Origin of the sequence: Nocardia sp. CA-129566, from assembly GCF_050956075.1 — a bacterium.
Lineage (GTDB): Bacteria > Actinomycetota > Actinomycetes > Mycobacteriales > Mycobacteriaceae > Nocardia.
Genome location: NZ_CP192085.1, coordinates 3,419,366 through 3,436,658 on the forward strand (window position 1 = coordinate 3,419,366; position 17,293 = coordinate 3,436,658).

Below are 17,293 nucleotides of genomic sequence, written 5' to 3' on the forward strand. Positions count from 1 at the left end.
GTTGTGCGATGTTGTTGTGTCGGGACGCGAGGACTGGTCAGAGGGCGGGAGCCGATTCCGTGTCGATCACGGCTTCGAGCTCACGCAAGCGATCCATGTGTTCATTCGCGTGGTGCTGGCAGAAGAGCAACTCGCCACCTGCGGGCAGTACGGCACGAACTCGTGCGGCGGCACCGCAGCGGTCGCAACGATCGACCGCGGTCAGTGGGGTGCTTGTCAGGGTTCCTGGCATGACTCCTCCGTCCTGGCTCCCGGCACTACAGTCCGTTCACCTGGTGTGGGGCCCGTGGTCACTCCGCGGGCTCGCTACCGCTACTTCCCAGCAGTGGTATGACTACTCTGTCAGACGTTCGGGACGGGGGCTTTGTTCCCGGAAGTGATTCTGTGTGTTTTCGATAACACAACCTGGGATTTCGCTACTGGCGAACATCACTGGCCACGCATCGAAGGTCCACTCGACCACGATCACGAACACCTATCCAGTTGTCTACCGGGAGATTACCCGTGATCTACGACACTCACACGCTCGTTCACATTTGCACTCTCGCCGACTGGCTCACCGCGCGGCAAACCGGCGAGTACCGTCCGGAGTCGTTCGCGGAGATCGGTTTCATTCATCTGTCCACGCCACAGCAGGTGCATCTGCCGGCCAACCGCCTGTTCGGGGGCCGCCGCGACATGGTGCTGTTGCGCATCGACCCGGCCCGGGTCGGCGCGCCGGTGAAGTGGGAACCAGGCGTGCCGACCGACCCCGAATCGATGTTGTTCCCGCATCTGTACGGTCCGCTGCCGGTCGGCGCGGTCACCGCCGTCATCGAGTATCAGCCCGGTCCGGATGGCACCTTCGCCGCACTGGACCCGAGCTTCCCCGAGTCGTGAACTACCGGTCCCTGGCCTCGCGCGCCACGATGGCGGCCTGAACCCGCGACCGCACACCGAGTTTGGTGAGCACCCGCGACACGTGCGTCTTGACCGTCGTCTCGCCGATGAACAGCCGCGCGGCGATCTGTGCATTGGACAGGCCTTCGCCGAGACAGTCGAGGACCTCGCGTTCGCGCTCGGTGAGTTCGTCCAGGCCGTCCGGCGCTGGCTCGCTCGGGTGGGCGTCGGTCGAGGCGAACGCGTTGATCACCGCGGCGGTCACCTCCGGCGCGAGTACGCCATCGCCTGCTGCCACCGCGCGCACCGCATCGACAAGCGCTTGTCCGGACGCGGATTTCAGCACGAATCCCGACGCACCCGCGCGCAGTGTGCGAAAGACGTACTCGTCCAGATCGAAGGTGGTCAGGATGAGCACCCTGGCCAGGCCGTCGGCGGTGATGCGGCCGGTGGCCGTGATGCCGTCGACGCCGGGCATGCGGACATCCATCAGCACCACATCCGGGCGCAGCGCTTTGGCCTGTGCCACCGCGATATCGCCGTCGGCGGCCTCACCGACCACCTCGATGCCCTCGGCGGTTTCCAGGATGATGCGCAGGCCGGCCCGGATTGCGCCGTGATCGTCGGCGAGCAGCACGCGGATGGGCCCACCGTTCATCCGGCCATCATCGCTCATCGAATCGCTGTGCGATGCCGCCGTCATGACGGATTCGTCGCCGAGATCGGCAGCCGCGCAAGCACTTCCCAGCCGCCCGCGGTCGGTCCCGCGGTGAAGGTGCCGCCGAGGGCGACGGCCCGCTCGCGCATATTCATCAGTCCGCGATGGTCCATATCGTGCTCATCCGACCGACTGCGCGTCGGTACGGTGGGATTGCGTACCGCGACCGCCAAAGCCGTTGCCTGCACGCGCACGTCGATGTCGACCTCCTGTCCCGGGGCATGTTTCATGGCATTGGTGAGTGCTTCCTGGACGATGCGGTAGGCGGCCTGGTCGACCGCGCTCGGCAGCGGTGTCCCGTTCAGCGAATCCCGCACGCGCACGGTGATTCCGGCCGCGCGGGCGGCATCGACCAGGATGGGCAGCTGGGCCAGTTTGCGCGGTGCCGCAACGTCGTCGTCGGCGCCGTCGTCGCGGCGCAATAGACCGATCATGGTGCGCATCTCCTGCAGTGCGCTGACACTATTGGACCGGATCGAGGAAATGATCCCGGCGATAGCGGGATCGTCGATTCGGCCGTCCGGCACCGGCTGCCGGGCCAGCACACCCAGCGCCGCCTCGGACTGGATCGCGATGGCGGACAGATGCCCCGCGATCACATCGTGCAGATCCCGCGCCATCGTCTTGCGTTCATCGGCGATGGCAGCGCGCCGATCCAGTTCGGCGACCAATGTCATCGCCTGTGCGCGTTTACGTTCGGCCTCCGCGATCTCCTTGTGTCCGCGCACCGACAACGCCCACCACAGCGGCGTCGCGACGAAGGCGAACAGGGCCGCGATGGTGACCACCGCGATCCGCCAGTCGCCGAGTATCAGGGCCGATAACGTCAGCGCGACCGAGAGCACCCCGCAGACCATGACCACGAAGCGCGAGCGCGCGGGTGCGGCATACAGCACACCCGCATAGATCAGATCCGAATAGATGAGCCAGATCGGCACCGTCGGGCCGAGTGCGAAATCGATCGCGAACGGGATCAGCCCGATACCGAGCGCCAGCACCGGTGTGCGCCGCCGCAGGAAGCTCGCCACGCAGATCAGCGCGAGCACCCCGAATCGCACCGGCAGCGACGGGTGGCGGCTGAGGTCACTGGCCATCTCGAACAGGCCGGTGAGATAGAGCCCGGCACCGAGCGCGAACGCGAAGGCGGCGACCAGCGCGTCCTGCGCGGTCGCCGACAAGGCCTCCCACTGCCGCCGCATCGACCCATCACAGCACACACCGCGGTATCTGCGGGTCAGCCGAAGGAAGGAGGCGTGGTCGATCCGTTGATCGACGTGATCGATACCTGCGCCGATGTTCGCCATCGGTTCCGGTGTGGTCCGGCTCGCGGTGCGATCGCGGGACTTGTGGGCGGTTGGTCGTTTTTGCCGGTTAGACATCCCAGGTGCGTAAGTTGTCAAGCGGCTTGGGTGTTTTGTTGGTGTGCCCAGGCGGTGTGTTCGTTGTAGGGGGTGTGGTGGTGCAGGCAGCCGTGGAGGATGCCGACGAGGCGGTTGCCGAGGGCGCGTAGGGCTTGGTGGTGTAGGTCGCCGGCGGTGCGGTGGTGGTCGTAGTAGGCGCGGGCGCCGGGGCTTTGGGTGAGGGTGCAGAAGGCCCATTGGTCGATGGCGTCGTAGAGGCGTCGGTTGCGGACGTGGCGGGCCAGTACGGCGCGTTTGCGCCCGGACGCGATGGTCAGGGGTGAGGTTCCGGCGTAGTTTTTGCGAGACTTGGTGGTGGTGTATCGGTTCGGGTCGTCGCCGAACTCGCCGAGCACCCGGGCGCCGAGGATGACACCGAGTCCTGGCAGGGAGAGGTAGATGTCGGCGTCCGGGTGTTTCTCAAAATGGTTCGCGAGTTCGGCTTCGAGGTCGTGGATCTGGGTGTTGATCGCGGTGATGATGGCGACCGCGGCGCGGGTGGTCGTGGCGAACGCGGTGGTGACCGCGTCGGTGGCGTGCAGGTGTTCGGCACGCAGCGCGGTCTGGATCTGTGTGGCTCGGGTGTCGAGATTGCGTTGGCGCCCAGCGCGTTTGATCGTGGCAGTGATCGCGGACAGGCTCAACCGGGCGCCCTCGGCGGGGGTGGCGGCGCGGGCGAGCACGGCCAGGGCGTCGCGGTCGGCGAGGTCGTCGAAGGCGGCCAGGGCTGCGGGGTAGTACTCGCGCAGCGCCGAGCGCAAGGCGTTGGTGTGGCGGTTGCGGGTCCAGATCAGGTTCTGGTGTCCGCGGGCGAGGACTTTGATCGCTTCGGCTTGGGGGCTGTCACCGGCGATCGGGCGGTGGTTGTGCCGGTCGGTGCGCACCAGATCGGCGAGTAGCTTCGCGTCACCAGCGTCGGACTTCGCGCCCGAGACGTGGTGTCGGTCGCGGTAGCGGGTGACCGCGAGCGGGTTGATCGCATACACCTGATATCCGGCCGCGACCAGCGCGTCGACCCACAGGCCACGATCGGTTTCGATGCCGATCACCACTTGGTCCGGCTCGGCGGCGTGCGTGGCGAGTAGGTCGTGGAACCCGCTGATCCCGGCCAGCCCTTCGGGTAGGCGCCGCGCAGTAAGCTTCTTGCCGTTTTCGTCCATCACATGGACATCGTGATGATCCTCGGCCCAGTCATCGCCGACGAAGATCATCGATCACCTCCTCAGGCGCGAATAGACCGAAAATGTTGGAGCCCAAGGCGACCCGGCGGCGACCTAATGGATCAGTGCTCAACTCGGCACGACACCCCATCAGCGCTACAGGCAGCCTCACCGACCGGCCGGGGCACGATCTAACCCTAGGAATCGACACTCGTTCCTGGTGGGGGGAGTGCTCACCGACCGGCGGCTCGGGCGACCAGCTTGCCTACCACCGACCACTACCGGCGGTAGGCTCGCCGATCAACTCCCATTAGGGTGGAGGATGTGAACGTCGATGTCACCGCTCTACCCGGGATCGGGGTACGCAAAGACTTTCAGCTGCGGTCGGGCCGCCGGATCGGCGTTGTCGATCACCGCGACGGCGGTATTGATCTGATCGTCTCCAAACCCGATGACCCGGACGCCTGCGCCGCCCAGGTACCGCTGACCCCCGACGAGGCGTCGGTGCTCGCGAACCTGCTCGGCGCGCCGCAGTTGGTCGCGAAGCTACGCGAGGACCACCGCGATCTACCCGGGATCACCACCCGCCAACTACCCATCGGCGAGGATTCCCCGTACGAGGGCCGCACGCTCGGCGAGACCGGAATGCGCACGCGCACAAAGGCTTCCATTGTCGCCGTGATGCGCGCCGGGCAGCTGCACCCCTCGCCGGGACCGGATTTCACCTTTACCGCCGATGACATACTCGTGGTCGTCGGGACACCCGACGGTCTGGACGCGGCCGCGAAGATCTTGACGCACGGGTGAGAGCGTGAACGAAACCGCGCTCGCCCTCATCGAGCTCGGGGCGGTGTTATTCGCCCTCGGCATGCTCGGGAGAGTGGCGGCTCGCTTCGGCATGTCCCCGATTCCGCTATACCTGCTCGGTGGGCTGGCCTTCGGCCAGGGCGGATTCATCGAACTCGGCGCCGCGAACGAATTCGGCCATATCGCAGGCGAAATCGGCGTTGTGCTGCTGTTGTTGCTGCTCGGACTGGAATACACCGCGGCCGAACTGGTCACCGGACTGCGCCGCTCATGGGCCGCGGGTCTGGTCGATATCGTCGCCAACGCGACGCCCGGCGCGGTGGTCGCACTGATACTCGGCTGGGGAATGACGGGAGCGATCACGCTGGCCGGAGTCACCTACATCTCGTCCTCGGGCATCGTCGCCAAGGTGCTCAATGATCTCGGGCGCCTCGGTAACCGGGAAACACCGGTGATCCTGTCGATTCTGGTCTTCGAGGATCTGGCGATGGCGATGTATCTGCCGATCCTCACCGCGATCCTGGCGGGCACGAGTTTCCTGAGCGGGCTCACCGTACTCGGGCTCGCCTTGGCCACCGTCACCGTCGTGCTCGTGGTGGCATTGCGGTACGGCCGGTACGTGTCGGCGGTCGTGGACAGCGCCGACCGCGAGGTCTTCCTGTTGAAGCTGCTCGGTGCCGCGCTGCTGGTCGCCGGACTGGCCTCGGCGCTGAACGTCTCGGCGGCGGTCGGCGCGTTCCTGCTCGGCATCGCAATCTCCGGCTCGACCGCGCACGAGGCGACGAAACTGCTCGAACCGATCCGGGATCTGTTCGCGGCCATCTTCTTCGTGGCCTTCGGACTCAGCACCGACCCGAGTGCGATCCCGCCGGTGCTCGGCTGGGCCATCCTGCTCGCGGTGGTCACCATGGTCACCAAGGTGGCGACCGGCTGGTGGGCGGCAAGTCGACAGGGCATCCGCCGGATGGGCCGGGCGCGGGCTGGTGCCGCACTGGTGGCGCGCGGTGAATTCTCCATCGTCATCGCGGGTTTGGCGGTGGGTATGGGCGCGGTCGCCGGTGAGCTCGCCGGCCTCGCCTCGGCCTATGTGCTACTGATGGCGGTGCTCGGCCCGATCGCGGCCCGCGTCGTCGAACCGGTCATCGGGCTGGTGCAGCGCCGCCTCAGCCCGGCCGCCAGCACTGGATAGGGGCTGGGCCGCAACGGAAGTCGCATCGGCGGCACTTACGTCGTCGGTCGTCGTCGGCAGCGGAGTCGTCGCGATCGCCGGAACCTGTGTTGCGGCGGAACTCGTGTCGCGTGCGGCGCGCCGGCGTTCGACGCGACGCCAGAAGGTCGAGGCCACGAGCCCGACGGCCAAACCGATCAGGGCCGCGCACATATGCCCATAGTCGGTGAAGGTCGGACCGATCAATAGCGCCGAGCCGAGGACGATGATGATGACCGCCGCCCACACCACGCGGACCGCACCGCGGAAGTGGAAGGCCATGGCGGCCAGTACTGCCGTGAACCCGTAGCTGGTGCCGACATCGGCGGCGTACTGCACGCGCACCGGGATGATGTGGCGGTCGATGGCGTGATCGATCGCGGTGACGGTGAGCAGCGTCGCGCCGATATGCCCGGTGGCGAACAGCAGAATCCAGCGACTGGTGCCGAGCCACCGTTCGGCGAAGCCCATGACCACCAGAATCTCCGCGATGGTGATCCAGGGAAACTGACCCTGGGTCCAGAACGCCGAGGCCACCAGCACCTGGATGGGGTTGTGCTGCATGTTGTAGAGATTGGTCGAGGCCGAGAAGATCAGCCTGCGCTCCACCGAATCGCCGACTCCGCGCAGTGTCCACCAGGTGACGAACAAGGTGAACGCATACGCGGTGCTGGCCGGTGCGCCCGATAGGTGCTGGCGCAGTTCCGGCAGGAGTCGGCGCGCCAGCCCGGGGCGACGCACCCACGACCAGACCGCGCGGAGTTCATCGCGCAGGTCGACCGTTCGCGTCCATGGCGAATGGATCCGGTGCAAAGTGGGGGCAACCACAATGCTCAAGTCTGCCGGGCGTGGGGCCGTCATGTCCGCCGACCCGCCAAGTCTGTGTTCTGACTCACCTGACCTGGTCGGTCGCACCCGCTGTCGGTGCATATCCGGGCGTCAGGGGCTGCAAAGAATTGGTCGGCCGACCAAATGGTTGGCGGGCGGCAGCGCGCAGCAAATGCGACGACTCGCGGGTCCGAAACTCGGCGTGGGTCGAGTCCGGTTGGTGAGTGCCTCTGATCGCGCTCGGTGGCTCTGGGCCGCAACAGGACTCGGGATGCGTGCCGAAATCACGCGATCGCCCTCGCAGATGTGCGAACGCCTGTCGCCGATTGTCGAATCCGCGAGATCCATTGTGCCCCAGTGATATCGGTGCTGACCGGTTGCCAGGCGGTGCAGTTGGCCGTCTCCGGCGGCCCATGACCGGTTGGTATGCATGGTTGACGAGCGATTGTCATCGGATCGGCCGCGCGATCCCACTAGTCGGATCATCCCATGACAAATTTAGCGGACGATAGTACTGTAAATCGCCTACCTGCTAGTTCTGGACAAGTGGGCGGGTTCGCGCTGTCGCGGTGACGGTCGAAGTCCGTCCAGCGAGGGAGGTCGCGTGCTGCGGATCGACCACTTCAGCCACGGGTGGCTGACGCCTGTGATCGCCTATCTGATGTCATTCACCGGATCATTGCTGGGACTGCGCTGTGTGGCGCGGGCGCGGGCCGGTAACGGCCACGCCGGATGGCTCATCGCCGCGGCCGTCGCGATCGGCGGCACCGGCATCTGGGTCATGCATTTCATTGCCATGCTGGGCTTTTCGATCCACGGCGCGTCGATCCGCTACGACGTGCCGATCACCCTGCTCAGCGCGGTCATCGCCATGGTGGTGGTGTGGATCGGGCTCTGGGTCGCACAGCAGCGGGCATTGGAGCCGCTGGCCCTCTACATCGGTGGTGCGATCACCGGTGTCGGTGTCGGCGCCATGCACTACTCCGGCATGTACGCGATGAAATCGGATGCGCTGATCGGATACGACGGCCTGATCGTGAGCCTGTCGATCGTGATCGCGGTGATCGCCGCGACCGCGGCGCTATGGTTCGCGCTGCATGTGCGCGGCACCATCGCCACCATCGGCGCGGCACTGGTCATGGGTGTCGCCGTCTGCGGCATGCACTACACGGGCATGTTCGCGATGCATGTGCAGAATGGCCAGCACCTGCACGCACCCGCCGGTGCTGGCGCGGCCCAGCTGCTGACTCCGCTGACGGTCGGCGTCGGCATGGTGACCATGATGCTGCTGTTGCACATCGGCATCACCGATGTGGACGATCCGGCCTACGACGGGGCCCGCGGAGCGCGTCCGGCGCGATACTGGCCGACCCGGGACTGAGCGTTTATCGCCCGCCGTGCGCGGCTCAGCGGTGCGGCACCTCGGTCCGCGTCGGCCAGTACGCGGTCGTGGGCGGCAGGATCTCCGCCTCGACCGGCAGCGGATCCGCCTCGACCGGTGGCAGCGGCGGCAGCTGATCCGCCTTGGCACGCGGCGCGAGCCGCAATGGCGGCAGTTCGATATTGCGCTCGATCTCGGTCAGGCTGACGCTGATGAGCAGCAGCATGGTCACCACACTGATCGTGACGATCAGCGGCCCGATCAACTGCATGGCTTCCGTGCCCTCAGGGGTGCTGTCGTGCCCGCCGTGCCCGGCGTGCGCGTGCATCGCCGACATCCCCGTGTAGTGCATACCGCAGACGGCGATGCCCATGATCAATGCGGCACCGACGGTGGACAGAAATCCCTTGACGCGCAACGTGAACCAGAACGCCACGATCGACGCGACCACGGCGATCACCATCGACAGTGTCACCCGCTGCGCGTCGTAGCTGATCACCGCATTCGACTTCATCGCGTACATGCCCGCGTAATGCATGGCTCCGACGCCGATCCCGGTGACCGTGCCTCCGGTCAGCAGCCCGAGCAGCGTCGGCTCGGGCTGGATCACGATGAACAGGCCGATGCCGACCACCGCGATCGCGGTGATCGCACTGAGCAGAGTGAGCGGTAGGTCGTATCGGATCTCGGTGCCCCGGATCGAAAACCCGAGCATCGCAATGAAATGCATGACCCAGATGCCGGTACCGCCGATCGAGATGGCCGCGCCGAGCAGCCAGCCGACGCGGTCGTTGCCGGTGCGGGCACGGGCCGCGCACTGCAATCCGAGCAGGCATCCGGTCACCGACATGGTGTAGGCCAGTAGCGGGGTTAGTAGACCATAGCTGAAATGGTAGATGTCGAGCACGCAACGCCTCCACTGCCGAAGGTGGAATATTCGGCGATTGAAATAACGGCGGGTCAGACAATACGACAGCTGACCGTCGTTTGGGCGTCGAAATCCGTTTCCCTGGAAGTGGTTTCTGTCACTTTTAGGTTTGATTGAAACCTGAATTGGTTAGCGAGCCGGACGCTATCGCGATTGCCGCCAAGTGGCTGGTCGGTTGCGCTGAAGTACGCCGAAAAGCGCTGTCGCAGAAACAGTTCAGATCAGCACCATCGCAATCATGAACGAGCGCAGTTGGATTCGACGATAGCGGGACCGCAAGCGAAGAGAGTGCGGGCAGAGTTGCCGTGCCCACACTGGTATCCGTGGCCGGTATCCGTGGCCGCTGATCCTTCAAGAAGGAGTGGTTCGCTACGCCTCGGTAGACGTTGGCGATGCGGTGGCGGCTGATCTCTGCCGCGATACCGGGGGCGCTTCGCTGGGCCGTCACGAGGAGCCGCGTCGCCGAACGAGAACGATGCCGCGCGTGCCCGCGTCGATGTCCTGCGCGATCCAGCGCATCGAGCCGCCCGGTCTCGACCAATATTTCCGCGAGGGCGTCGTCGAGTGCCGCCCGGTTTGTTACGTCGACGGACACGACCTACGCGCGCACCCGGTGTCCGGGCCAAAATCTTGCCGTGCGCAGCCCAAGGTTTGGCGGGGTCGCGCGCGAGAAGCGTCGGCACGAGCCCACGCGGGGCCAACCGGTGCGCGATCTCGAGGCCGAGACCTGACGTTCCGCCGATGATCACCATGCCGTTCGGCGCGCCGCTGGGCCTATTCGAACGCCACGTGCTGAAAGTTGTTGCGACTACTTTGGACTAGTAGCGCTGTGCTGTGGTCCGGATCCGAAATCGGGCCGCTGAGCAGCAGCTCAGCGGCCCGATCCTGGCGATTGCCTAGTCGAGATAGTCGCGCAGCACCTGGGAGCGGCTCGGGTGGCGCAGCTTGCTCATGGTCTTCGACTCGATCTGGCGGATGCGCTCACGGGTGACCCCGTAGACCTGGCCGATCTCGTCGAGGGTGCGCGGCTGGCCATCGGTCAGGCCGAAGCGCAGCCGCACCACGCCCGCCTCGCGCTCGGACAGCGTCTCCAGCACCGACTGCAGCTGATCCTGCAGCAGGGTGAAGCTCACCGCGTCCACCGCGACGACGGCCTCGGAGTCCTCGATGAAGTCGCCGAGCTGGCTGTCGCCCTCATCGCCGATGGTCTGGTCCAGCGAAATCGGCTCACGCGCGTACTGCTGGATCTCGAGGACCTTCTCCGGCGTGATGTCCATTTCCTTGGCCAACTCCTCCGGGGTCGGCTCGCGGCCGAGATCCTGGAGCAGCTCGCGCTGGATGCGGCCGAGCTTGTTGATGACCTCGACCATATGCACCGGGATACGGATGGTGCGGGCCTGGTCGGCCATGGCGCGGGTGATCGCCTGGCGGATCCACCAGGTGGCGTACGTGGAGAACTTGTAGCCCTTGGTGTAGTCGAACTTCTCGACCGCGCGGATCAGACCGAGGTTGCCCTCCTGGATCAGATCCAGGAACGCCATGCCGCGGCCGGTGTAGCGCTTGGCCAGCGAGACCACCAAGCGCAGGTTGGCCTCCAGCAGATGGTTCTTGGCGCGGTTGCCGTCGCGCACGATCCAGGTGTAGTCGCGCCGCATCGCGACCGGCAGCTTCTCGCCCTGTTCGGCGAATTCGCGCACCTTCTCCGCCGCGTAGAGCCCGGCCTCGATCCGCTTGGCGAGTTCGACCTCCTCCTCGGCGTTGAGCAGCGCGACCTTGCCGATCTGCTTGAGGTAGGCACGCACCGAGTCGGCCGATGCGGTGAGCTCGGCGTCCTTGCGGGCCTGGCGCAGCGCCTCGGATTCCTCCTCATCCCAGACGAAGTCGCCGGAGGCCTTGTCCGCGGCGGTCGGCTCGTCGGTCTCGCCCTCTTCGACTTCCTCGGCGACTTCCTCGACCAGATCCTCGGCGTCGTCGGTGAGGTCGTCCTCGGACACCTCGAGGTCGCCGAGATCCTCCAGGTCCAGATCCTCGGCCTCGAGGTTCTCCTCGCCGCCCGGCTCACCGTCGGGTCCGGCCTTCTTCGGTGCGGCCTTCTTGGCGGGGCCCTTCGTCGCCTTCGCGGCGGCCTTCTTGGCCGGAGCCTTCTTGGCGGCGGCCTTCTTGGCCGGAGCCTTCTTAGCGGCAGCCTTGCGGACCGGCCGTGCTTCGGTTACATCTGCGGAGTCGGCATCGGCCGATTCGGCGGTCTGACGGGTCGTGGCTACCACGTACGCCCTTTCGTGACGGTCTCGTGCGGCGTCACGCCAGAGTGGTGTTCCGGCGGAGCGGTCTGTCGGGTTTCACCGGCTGAGCGCCGGGTCTGGGGTTTCCGGCTCGCGGCCGGAGTACGTTCCATTGTAACGATCGAACCAGGGTACCTACGGCATGATCCCAGCAACGGCTAATGCCGTACTGTCCGCGCGCCTTCCGGATCCGCCGATCTTGGTTACGGTTCGCTCACGGCGCGATACCGGCGTCGATGGCCATCGCCGCGCCCACGATGCCCGCGGTGTTCTCCAAGTGGGCGGGGATCACTTGGGTTCGGTTGGTGAGCAACGGGATCCACTGCTCGGCGTCCCTGCTGATGCCGCCACCGGCGACGAAGACCTTCGGCCAGAAAAGGTTCTCCAGTCCGCTCAGCACGATGCTGACCTGGGCGGCCCACTGGGCGTAGCTCAGGCCATCGCGATCCTTGACCGAGGCCGCGGCGCGATGTTCGGTCTCCATGCCGCCGATCTCGAGATGCCCGAGTTCGGTATTGGGCACCAGCGTGCCGTGGAACAGCAGCGCCGAGCCGATGCCGGTGCCGAAGGTCAGCAGCACCACCAGGCCGTCGAACTCCTTTGCCGCGCCATAGCGGTCCTCGGCGAGTCCGGCCGCGTCCGCATCGTTGAGCACGGTGACCGCGCGGCCGTCGAGCGCCTCGGAGAACAGGGCGCGCGCGTCGGTGCCGATCCACGACTTATCGATATTGGCGGCCGTTTGGGCGACGCCTTCGAGTACGACCGAGGGCAGCGTGATGCCGACCGGACCGTCCCACTCGGCCTGGGCGACCAGTTTGACGACCGCGTCGGTGACCGCCTGCGGTGTCGAGGGATGCGGTGTCGCGATCTTGATCCGCTCGTGGACCAACTCACCGGTGGACAGATCCACCGCGGCGCCCTTGACCCCGCTGCCACCGATATCGATACCGAATGCGTGCCCCCGAGCGGACATGACGTTCCCTCGCTCCCTGTGCTGGCCGATGTGTTGAACGCGCCGCCGCACAGGCGCCCATCCGCTGGTCCGAGCGCATGCGGTGGGTGTGCCCGACGACGGCGTTGTGTCGTGCACGACAAGAGTAATGGGCGTTACATGATTCCCGTTCAGTGAGGATCTGTGATGGCATGGGGTCATGTCGGAGACCAGAGTGTCAGTTACCGCCCAGCCCACCGCCGCGGGTGCCGCGGACGTGTCCGAGTTGCGCCGGATCGCGGTCCGACTCGCCGAAACCGCGGCGGCGCACGTGCGCTCGCGCCGCCCCGAGGTGTTCGGCCCGGACGGTGCGCGCGACGGAGCCGTGCGGACCAAGGGACACCCCACCGATCCGGTGACGATCGTGGACACCGAGACCGAGGACCTGATCCGGCGACTGCTGGATGAGGCGCGCCCCGGCGACCCGATCCTCGGCGAGGAAGGCGGCGGGAGTCTGGCCGATACCGACGCGGACACCGTGCACTGGGTGGTCGACCCGATCGATGGCACCGTGAACTTCCTGTACGGCATTCCCGGCTACGCGATTTCGGTGGCCGCGGTGCGCGCCGGAGCACCCGTCGCGGGTGCGGTGGTGGATGTCGCGCGTGCGGCGACCTACAGCGCCGCATCGGGTCTCGGCGCGACCAAGGTGGCCGCCGACGGCTCGGTCGACCATCTTCGGTGCGCGCCGGTGCGCTCGGCGGCGTTGGCATTGGTGGCCACCGGATTCGCCTACGGCACACAGCGCAGGGCCCGCCAGGCCGCGCTGGTCGCCGAGATCCTGCCGAATATCCGCGATATCCGCCGCTTCGGCGCGGCCGCCCTCGACCTGTGCTTCGTCGCCGAGGGCCGGGTCGACGCCTACTACGAACACGGACTCAACGCATGGGATTGGGCCGCGGGCGCGCTGATCGCCGCGGAAGCGGGGGCGGTGCTGCGGCTGCCCGCGGCCACCAGCCCCGGCTCGGCGGGTGAGTTGGTCGTCGCCGCCGCGCCCGGCGTCGCGGACGAATTGACCGAGCTGTTCGACCGGGTCGGCGCGACCGTGGCCATTCCCGACGCCTGATTCGCGACCGGAGATACAGATCGCCCCGGTGCCGAGCGACACCGGGGCGACGGGAGGGGGTTGGTCCGGCCCGACTCAGCAGCGTGCCGTGCGCGCCGCGGAGAGCAGTTTGGGATCAATGGACGTGGATGCGCCGGGCGCCGGATTCTTCAGCGATTTCAGGACTTCCTCGGCATCCGGACTCGGTCGCAGCGACTCGCCGAATACCGAACCCAGTACCAGGTCGACGGTGTCGTCGGTGCGCTGATCCTCGATCAACTCCGCGCACGGCGCGACCAGCTGGACCGATGCGGCGGCCGGTCGGCCGTTCACGCCGAAGCGGATCTGGCCGGTGCAATTGAGGTCACCGTTGACATATACCGAATCGTTACCGAACTGCTGTCCCGGTGCGCTCGCGAAGCCGAGATCACCGAGCGCGGAGGCGATGTGGGAGGCCTGACCGCTCTTGTTGTTCGCGTTCAGCACCCTGACCTTGGACGAGGCGAGCGCCGCCGGTTCGACATCGGTCAGTCGCGACTGGCCCACCCGCTGCCCCAGCGGAGCAGGTTGCGGCGACTTGGCGTCGGTGGCCGGGCTCGGTGAGTTGCACGCCATCGCGGCTCCGCTGCGGTCCTCGGTCGTCAAGGCCTTGACCCACACCACCGTGCAGATCAGGAGTAGGACGCCGATCAGGATCAACCATGGCTGGTTGCGTCGCCGGAGGAAGGGTTGACCCTGTCGATCCGTTGCGCTGCCTTCGGTGATGAGTGAAACCACCGCCATACTCTACGAAAATGTCTGGGCCCCTGGGACACGGCAGGCCGGGTGGAGCCTGGCCGGGGTGGGTGAAACAGTGCGTAAGGTCTCGGTAAGTTCCAGGGTTGGTGTCGATTACCCCTCAGTTTCGAATCGTCTGTGTTTTGATTGCGACTTTTGCCGTGTCGTCCGCTATTGTCTGGCGGCCCAGATCGAATCATCCAGCCAGAAATCGGTGGTCGGTCGCGGGAACAAGCAGGGCATGTCCTGCGTTTACCGAGCGCTATCAAAGGTGGGTTCGCGCGATCCGCCCTGATAGGGGACCGGTGTACGTGTGACGTGCACCACCGGCGGGGCGGTGCTGGTCATTCCGATTCCGAGTGGATCGGATGAGCGGCCCGGTCCGGGATATACGGAGTAAGGACGAGGGGAAGACGACATGGCAACCGACTATGACGCACCGAGGCGCACAGAATCCGACGAAGTGTCGGAAGATTCGCTGGAGGAGCTGAAGGCTCGTCGCAACGAGGCACAGTCCGCCGTCGTGGATGTCGACGAATCCGATACCGCGGAGTCGTTCGAGCTTCCCGGCGCGGACCTGTCCGAGGAAGTGCTGACGGTTCGGGTCATCCCGAAGCAGGCGGACGAGTTCACCTGTTCCAGCTGTTTCCTGGTCCATCACCGGAGCAGGCTGGCCAGCGAGAGTGGCGGCCAGATGATCTGCATGGACTGCGCAGCCTGATCCCGGCGCGAGATCTGATCTCCAGCCCGAGATCAATACACAGAGCCCGCGCTCGGCACGCCCGGCTTTCAGCCAGGTATGCCAAGCGCGGCCAGGACCCGGTCGGGCCGTCGTGTACTGACCAGCCAGTACGGTGTCGGATCGTCCGGGTCATCGAGTACCAGCAGCACCATCGGCCCCACCCATGGCCGATGTTGAACATAGGCGGCGGGGTCGAGCTGGCGGCCCAGCGCCGCACTCTTGGCGGTGGGGGCCACGGTGGCCGCCTTGGCCACGAAGTTCACCGGTAGATGTGCCCGATCGGCGCGAAGTTCGCGGACGCCGGAGGCATCCTGGGCCACCTCGACCCGATGGCGGCTCAGCCACACCAGTACCCACACCGGCACCGGAAACAACAGCGCGTAGGGCAGCCATGCGCGCAGACCCGGTGCGCCCATATGGATTTCGGCCGCCAGCAAGCCGGTGATCGCGAACGCGACCGGCCACCACCACAGTGGCACCCACAGGCGCTCCCGGTAGGGCTCGAAGCCGGTCTGTTGTTCGTCCATAGTCACTGGGTTGGGCTGGTCCGACACGACTCAACACTAATTCACTGAGGTCGAGGGCGTACGCGTAGGCTCGTTGAACGTGAGCGCACTTTCACCTATACCCTTGCTGCGGCTTGATCCCGGCATTCCCATGCCCACGCGTGCCCACCACGGAGACGCGGGCGTGGACCTGTGCACCACAGAGGACGTCATCATCGAGCCGGGGGAGCGGGTACTGGTCGGCACCGGTGTCGCCGTCGCGCTACCGGTCGGCACGGTCGGCCTGATCCATCCGCGTTCCGGTCTGGCCGCGAAAACCGGTCTGTCCGTGGTGAATACCCCGGGCACGGTGGACGCGGGGTATCGGGGCGAAATCAAGGTGTGCCTGATCAACCATGATCCGCGCACCCCGATCGAGCTGCGCCGGGGTGATCGGATCGCGCAGTTGCTGGTTCAGCGGGTCGAGCTGGTCGATTTCGTGGAGGTCGACGGGCTCGACGACACCACGCGGGGTGCGGGCGGTTACGGGTCGAGCGGTGGCCACGCGAGTCTGGCCGCGGCGGCCGACGGCGCGGGCGCCCTCGGCAAGGAGGCATGACGGGAATGTTCGGAAAGAGACGCAAGCCCGGCGGACGTGAACAGTTCGCCGACGATCAGTACGACGACGAATACCCGGGTGCCTACCCGGGGGATTACGACGCCGAATACAACACCGGCTACGGACACGCGGGCTACGACGATGAGCCGATCACCGACGAGAACCCGATCATCGACCCGATCACCGATGAGAATCCGGTCGTCCCAGCCGAATACGCCGTCGCGAACTACGACGACGAGCCCGGCTATGACGAGCCCGGCTATGACGAGTCCGACTACGACGACGAGTACGACGAATCCGAGCACGGCACCGCCGACGCGCAGATGCCCAAATCCGGCCCGTACGACTACGGCGAAGTCGCCGAGCTGCTGGAGAATGTGGCCGATCAGCGCCTGGATCTCGGTTCGGTCATCCTGCCGGTCCCGCCGGGCGGTCAGCTACAGGTCGAGATGACCCCGGACGGCACCCCGCAGGCGGTGCACCTGGCGACCGAACACGGCCGGATCACCGTGGCGGCCTACGCCGCACCCAAGTCGGCGGGCCAATGGCGTTCGGTGGCAGCCGATCTCGCCGAATCCCTACGCAAGGACGGCGCCAGGGTCGCGGTGGAGACCGGACCATGGGGCCGGGAACTGCTCGCCATCACCGAGGGCGCGGATCTGCGCTTCATCGGGGTGGACGGGCCGCGGTGGATGGTGCGTCTGGTGGCAGCGGGTCCGCAGGGCGCCGCCGATGACGACGCACCGCTGGTGCGGGCCGCGCGAGCCATCATGAGCGAGACCGTGATCCGACGCGGCGACGAGCCGATGCCGGTGCGCGAGCCGCTGGCCGTTGTACTGCCGCCGGAGCTGGCCGAGCAGTTGGCCGCCGCGCACCAGGCGCAGGTGGAGGCGCAACAGCAGGCGATCGCCGCCCAGCAGGCCGCCGCCCAGGCCGGGCCGCAGGCGGTGATCCCGCCGCGCATGCCGAATGAACCCCGGCGCGGTGCGGACGGTTCCGCCATGCAGCAGCTCGGGCTGAATTAGCCGACGCCCGAACGCAATT

At 66.5% G+C, this 17,293-nt stretch carries 18 protein-coding genes; 8 read left to right on the top strand and 10 right to left on the bottom strand.

The annotated features are described in order from the left end of the window. Positions 1-37 precede the first annotated feature (37 nt). Complete coding sequence (locus ACQP0C_RS14690) at positions 38-232, bottom strand: DUF7455 domain-containing protein (RefSeq protein ID WP_029903635.1); 195 nt, start codon at positions 230-232, stop codon at positions 38-40. A gap of 275 nt (positions 233-507) precedes the next feature. On the opposite strand from ACQP0C_RS14690, the gene ACQP0C_RS14695 reads away from it, so the two are divergent. Further along, positions 508-879: a DUF952 domain-containing protein gene (locus ACQP0C_RS14695; protein WP_433734553.1), complete on the top strand. Its 372-nt coding sequence runs from the start codon at positions 508-510 to the stop codon at positions 877-879. A 1-nt stretch (position 880) separates the two neighbouring features. Here ACQP0C_RS14695 and ACQP0C_RS14700 read toward each other — a convergent pair whose 3' ends face one another. From ACQP0C_RS14700 to ACQP0C_RS14710, 3 genes are all read right to left on the bottom strand, one after another. After that, complete coding sequence (locus ACQP0C_RS14700) at positions 881-1,582, bottom strand: response regulator (RefSeq protein ID WP_433733466.1); 702 nt, start codon at positions 1,580-1,582, stop codon at positions 881-883. Then, positions 1,579-2,901, bottom strand: coding sequence for a sensor histidine kinase (locus ACQP0C_RS14705; RefSeq protein WP_433733467.1), 1,323 nt, complete (start codon positions 2,899-2,901; stop codon positions 1,579-1,581). Before ACQP0C_RS14705 ends, ACQP0C_RS14700 begins: the two co-directional genes overlap by 4 nt. A gap of 92 nt (positions 2,902-2,993) precedes the next feature. Beyond that, positions 2,994-4,208, bottom strand: coding sequence for an IS110 family transposase (locus ACQP0C_RS14710; RefSeq protein ID WP_433725344.1), 1,215 nt, complete (start codon positions 4,206-4,208; stop codon positions 2,994-2,996). Between the two features lie 273 nt (positions 4,209-4,481). Here ACQP0C_RS14710 and ACQP0C_RS14715 point away from each other — a divergent pair, with 273 nt between their 5' ends. Continuing rightward, the gene (locus ACQP0C_RS14715; protein WP_433733468.1) at positions 4,482-4,964 is read left to right on the top strand and encodes a cation:proton antiporter regulatory subunit; all 483 of its coding nucleotides are present in this window, start codon (positions 4,482-4,484) and stop codon (positions 4,962-4,964) included. 4 nt (positions 4,965-4,968) lie between these two features. After that, positions 4,969-6,153 carry a cation:proton antiporter gene (locus ACQP0C_RS14720; RefSeq protein ID WP_433733469.1) on the top strand — a complete coding sequence of 395 codons (1,185 nt, stop codon included), beginning with the start codon at positions 4,969-4,971 and terminating at the stop codon, positions 6,151-6,153. Here the strand turns inward: ACQP0C_RS14720 and ACQP0C_RS14725 are convergent. After that, positions 6,055-6,999, bottom strand: coding sequence for a rhomboid-like protein (locus ACQP0C_RS14725; protein ID WP_433734554.1), 945 nt, complete (start codon positions 6,997-6,999; stop codon positions 6,055-6,057). The two genes, ACQP0C_RS14720 and ACQP0C_RS14725, sit on opposite strands and share 99 nt — an antisense overlap. 604 nt (positions 7,000-7,603) lie before the next feature. Between ACQP0C_RS14725 and ACQP0C_RS14730 the strand changes: the two genes are divergently transcribed. Beyond that, a complete protein-coding gene (locus tag ACQP0C_RS14730) occupies positions 7,604-8,380 on the top strand; it encodes an MHYT domain-containing protein (protein ID WP_433733470.1) in 777 nt (258 codons plus the stop codon). Between the two features lie 25 nt (positions 8,381-8,405). Here ACQP0C_RS14730 and ACQP0C_RS14735 read toward each other — a convergent pair whose 3' ends face one another. The 3 genes from ACQP0C_RS14735 to ppgK form a co-directional block, all read right to left on the bottom strand. Continuing rightward, positions 8,406-9,287 (bottom strand): MHYT domain-containing protein, encoded by an 882-nt coding sequence (locus ACQP0C_RS14735; protein ID WP_433733471.1) that lies wholly within the window; start codon positions 9,285-9,287, stop codon positions 8,406-8,408. Between the two features lie 917 nt (positions 9,288-10,204). Next, on the bottom strand, positions 10,205-11,575 hold the full coding sequence (locus tag ACQP0C_RS14740; RefSeq protein ID WP_433733472.1) for an RNA polymerase sigma factor: 1,371 nt from the start codon (positions 11,573-11,575) through the stop codon (positions 10,205-10,207). Between the two features lie 229 nt (positions 11,576-11,804). Beyond that, positions 11,805-12,563 (bottom strand): polyphosphate--glucose phosphotransferase, encoded by a 759-nt coding sequence (gene ppgK / locus ACQP0C_RS14745; RefSeq protein WP_433733473.1) that lies wholly within the window; start codon positions 12,561-12,563, stop codon positions 11,805-11,807. Positions 12,564-12,741: 178 nt separating this feature from the next. On the opposite strand from ppgK, the gene ACQP0C_RS14750 reads away from it, so the two are divergent. After that, positions 12,742-13,647 (top strand): inositol monophosphatase family protein, encoded by a 906-nt coding sequence (locus tag ACQP0C_RS14750; RefSeq protein ID WP_433733474.1) that lies wholly within the window; start codon positions 12,742-12,744, stop codon positions 13,645-13,647. 75 nt (positions 13,648-13,722) lie between these two features. Here ACQP0C_RS14750 and cei read toward each other — a convergent pair whose 3' ends face one another. After that, complete coding sequence (cei, locus tag ACQP0C_RS14755) at positions 13,723-14,403, bottom strand: envelope integrity protein Cei (protein WP_433684160.1); 681 nt, start codon at positions 14,401-14,403, stop codon at positions 13,723-13,725. Positions 14,404-14,821: 418 nt separating this feature from the next. Between cei and ACQP0C_RS14760 the strand changes: the two genes are divergently transcribed. Further along, positions 14,822-15,124, top strand: coding sequence for a DUF4193 domain-containing protein (locus ACQP0C_RS14760; protein WP_433733475.1), 303 nt, complete (start codon positions 14,822-14,824; stop codon positions 15,122-15,124). Between the two features lie 68 nt (positions 15,125-15,192). On the opposite strand, the gene ACQP0C_RS14765 is transcribed toward ACQP0C_RS14760, so the two are convergent. Further along, positions 15,193-15,672: a DUF3093 domain-containing protein gene (locus tag ACQP0C_RS14765; protein ID WP_433684162.1), complete on the bottom strand. Its 480-nt coding sequence runs from the start codon at positions 15,670-15,672 to the stop codon at positions 15,193-15,195. A gap of 79 nt (positions 15,673-15,751) precedes the next feature. Here ACQP0C_RS14765 and dut point away from each other — a divergent pair, with 79 nt between their 5' ends. Continuing rightward, positions 15,752-16,249: a dUTP diphosphatase gene (gene dut / locus ACQP0C_RS14770; RefSeq protein WP_433684163.1), complete on the top strand. Its 498-nt coding sequence runs from the start codon at positions 15,752-15,754 to the stop codon at positions 16,247-16,249. A 5-nt stretch (positions 16,250-16,254) separates the two neighbouring features. Then, positions 16,255-17,274 carry a DUF3710 domain-containing protein gene (locus tag ACQP0C_RS14775; protein ID WP_433733476.1) on the top strand — a complete coding sequence of 340 codons (1,020 nt, stop codon included), beginning with the start codon at positions 16,255-16,257 and terminating at the stop codon, positions 17,272-17,274. The last annotated feature ends 19 nt before the right edge of the window (positions 17,275-17,293 follow it).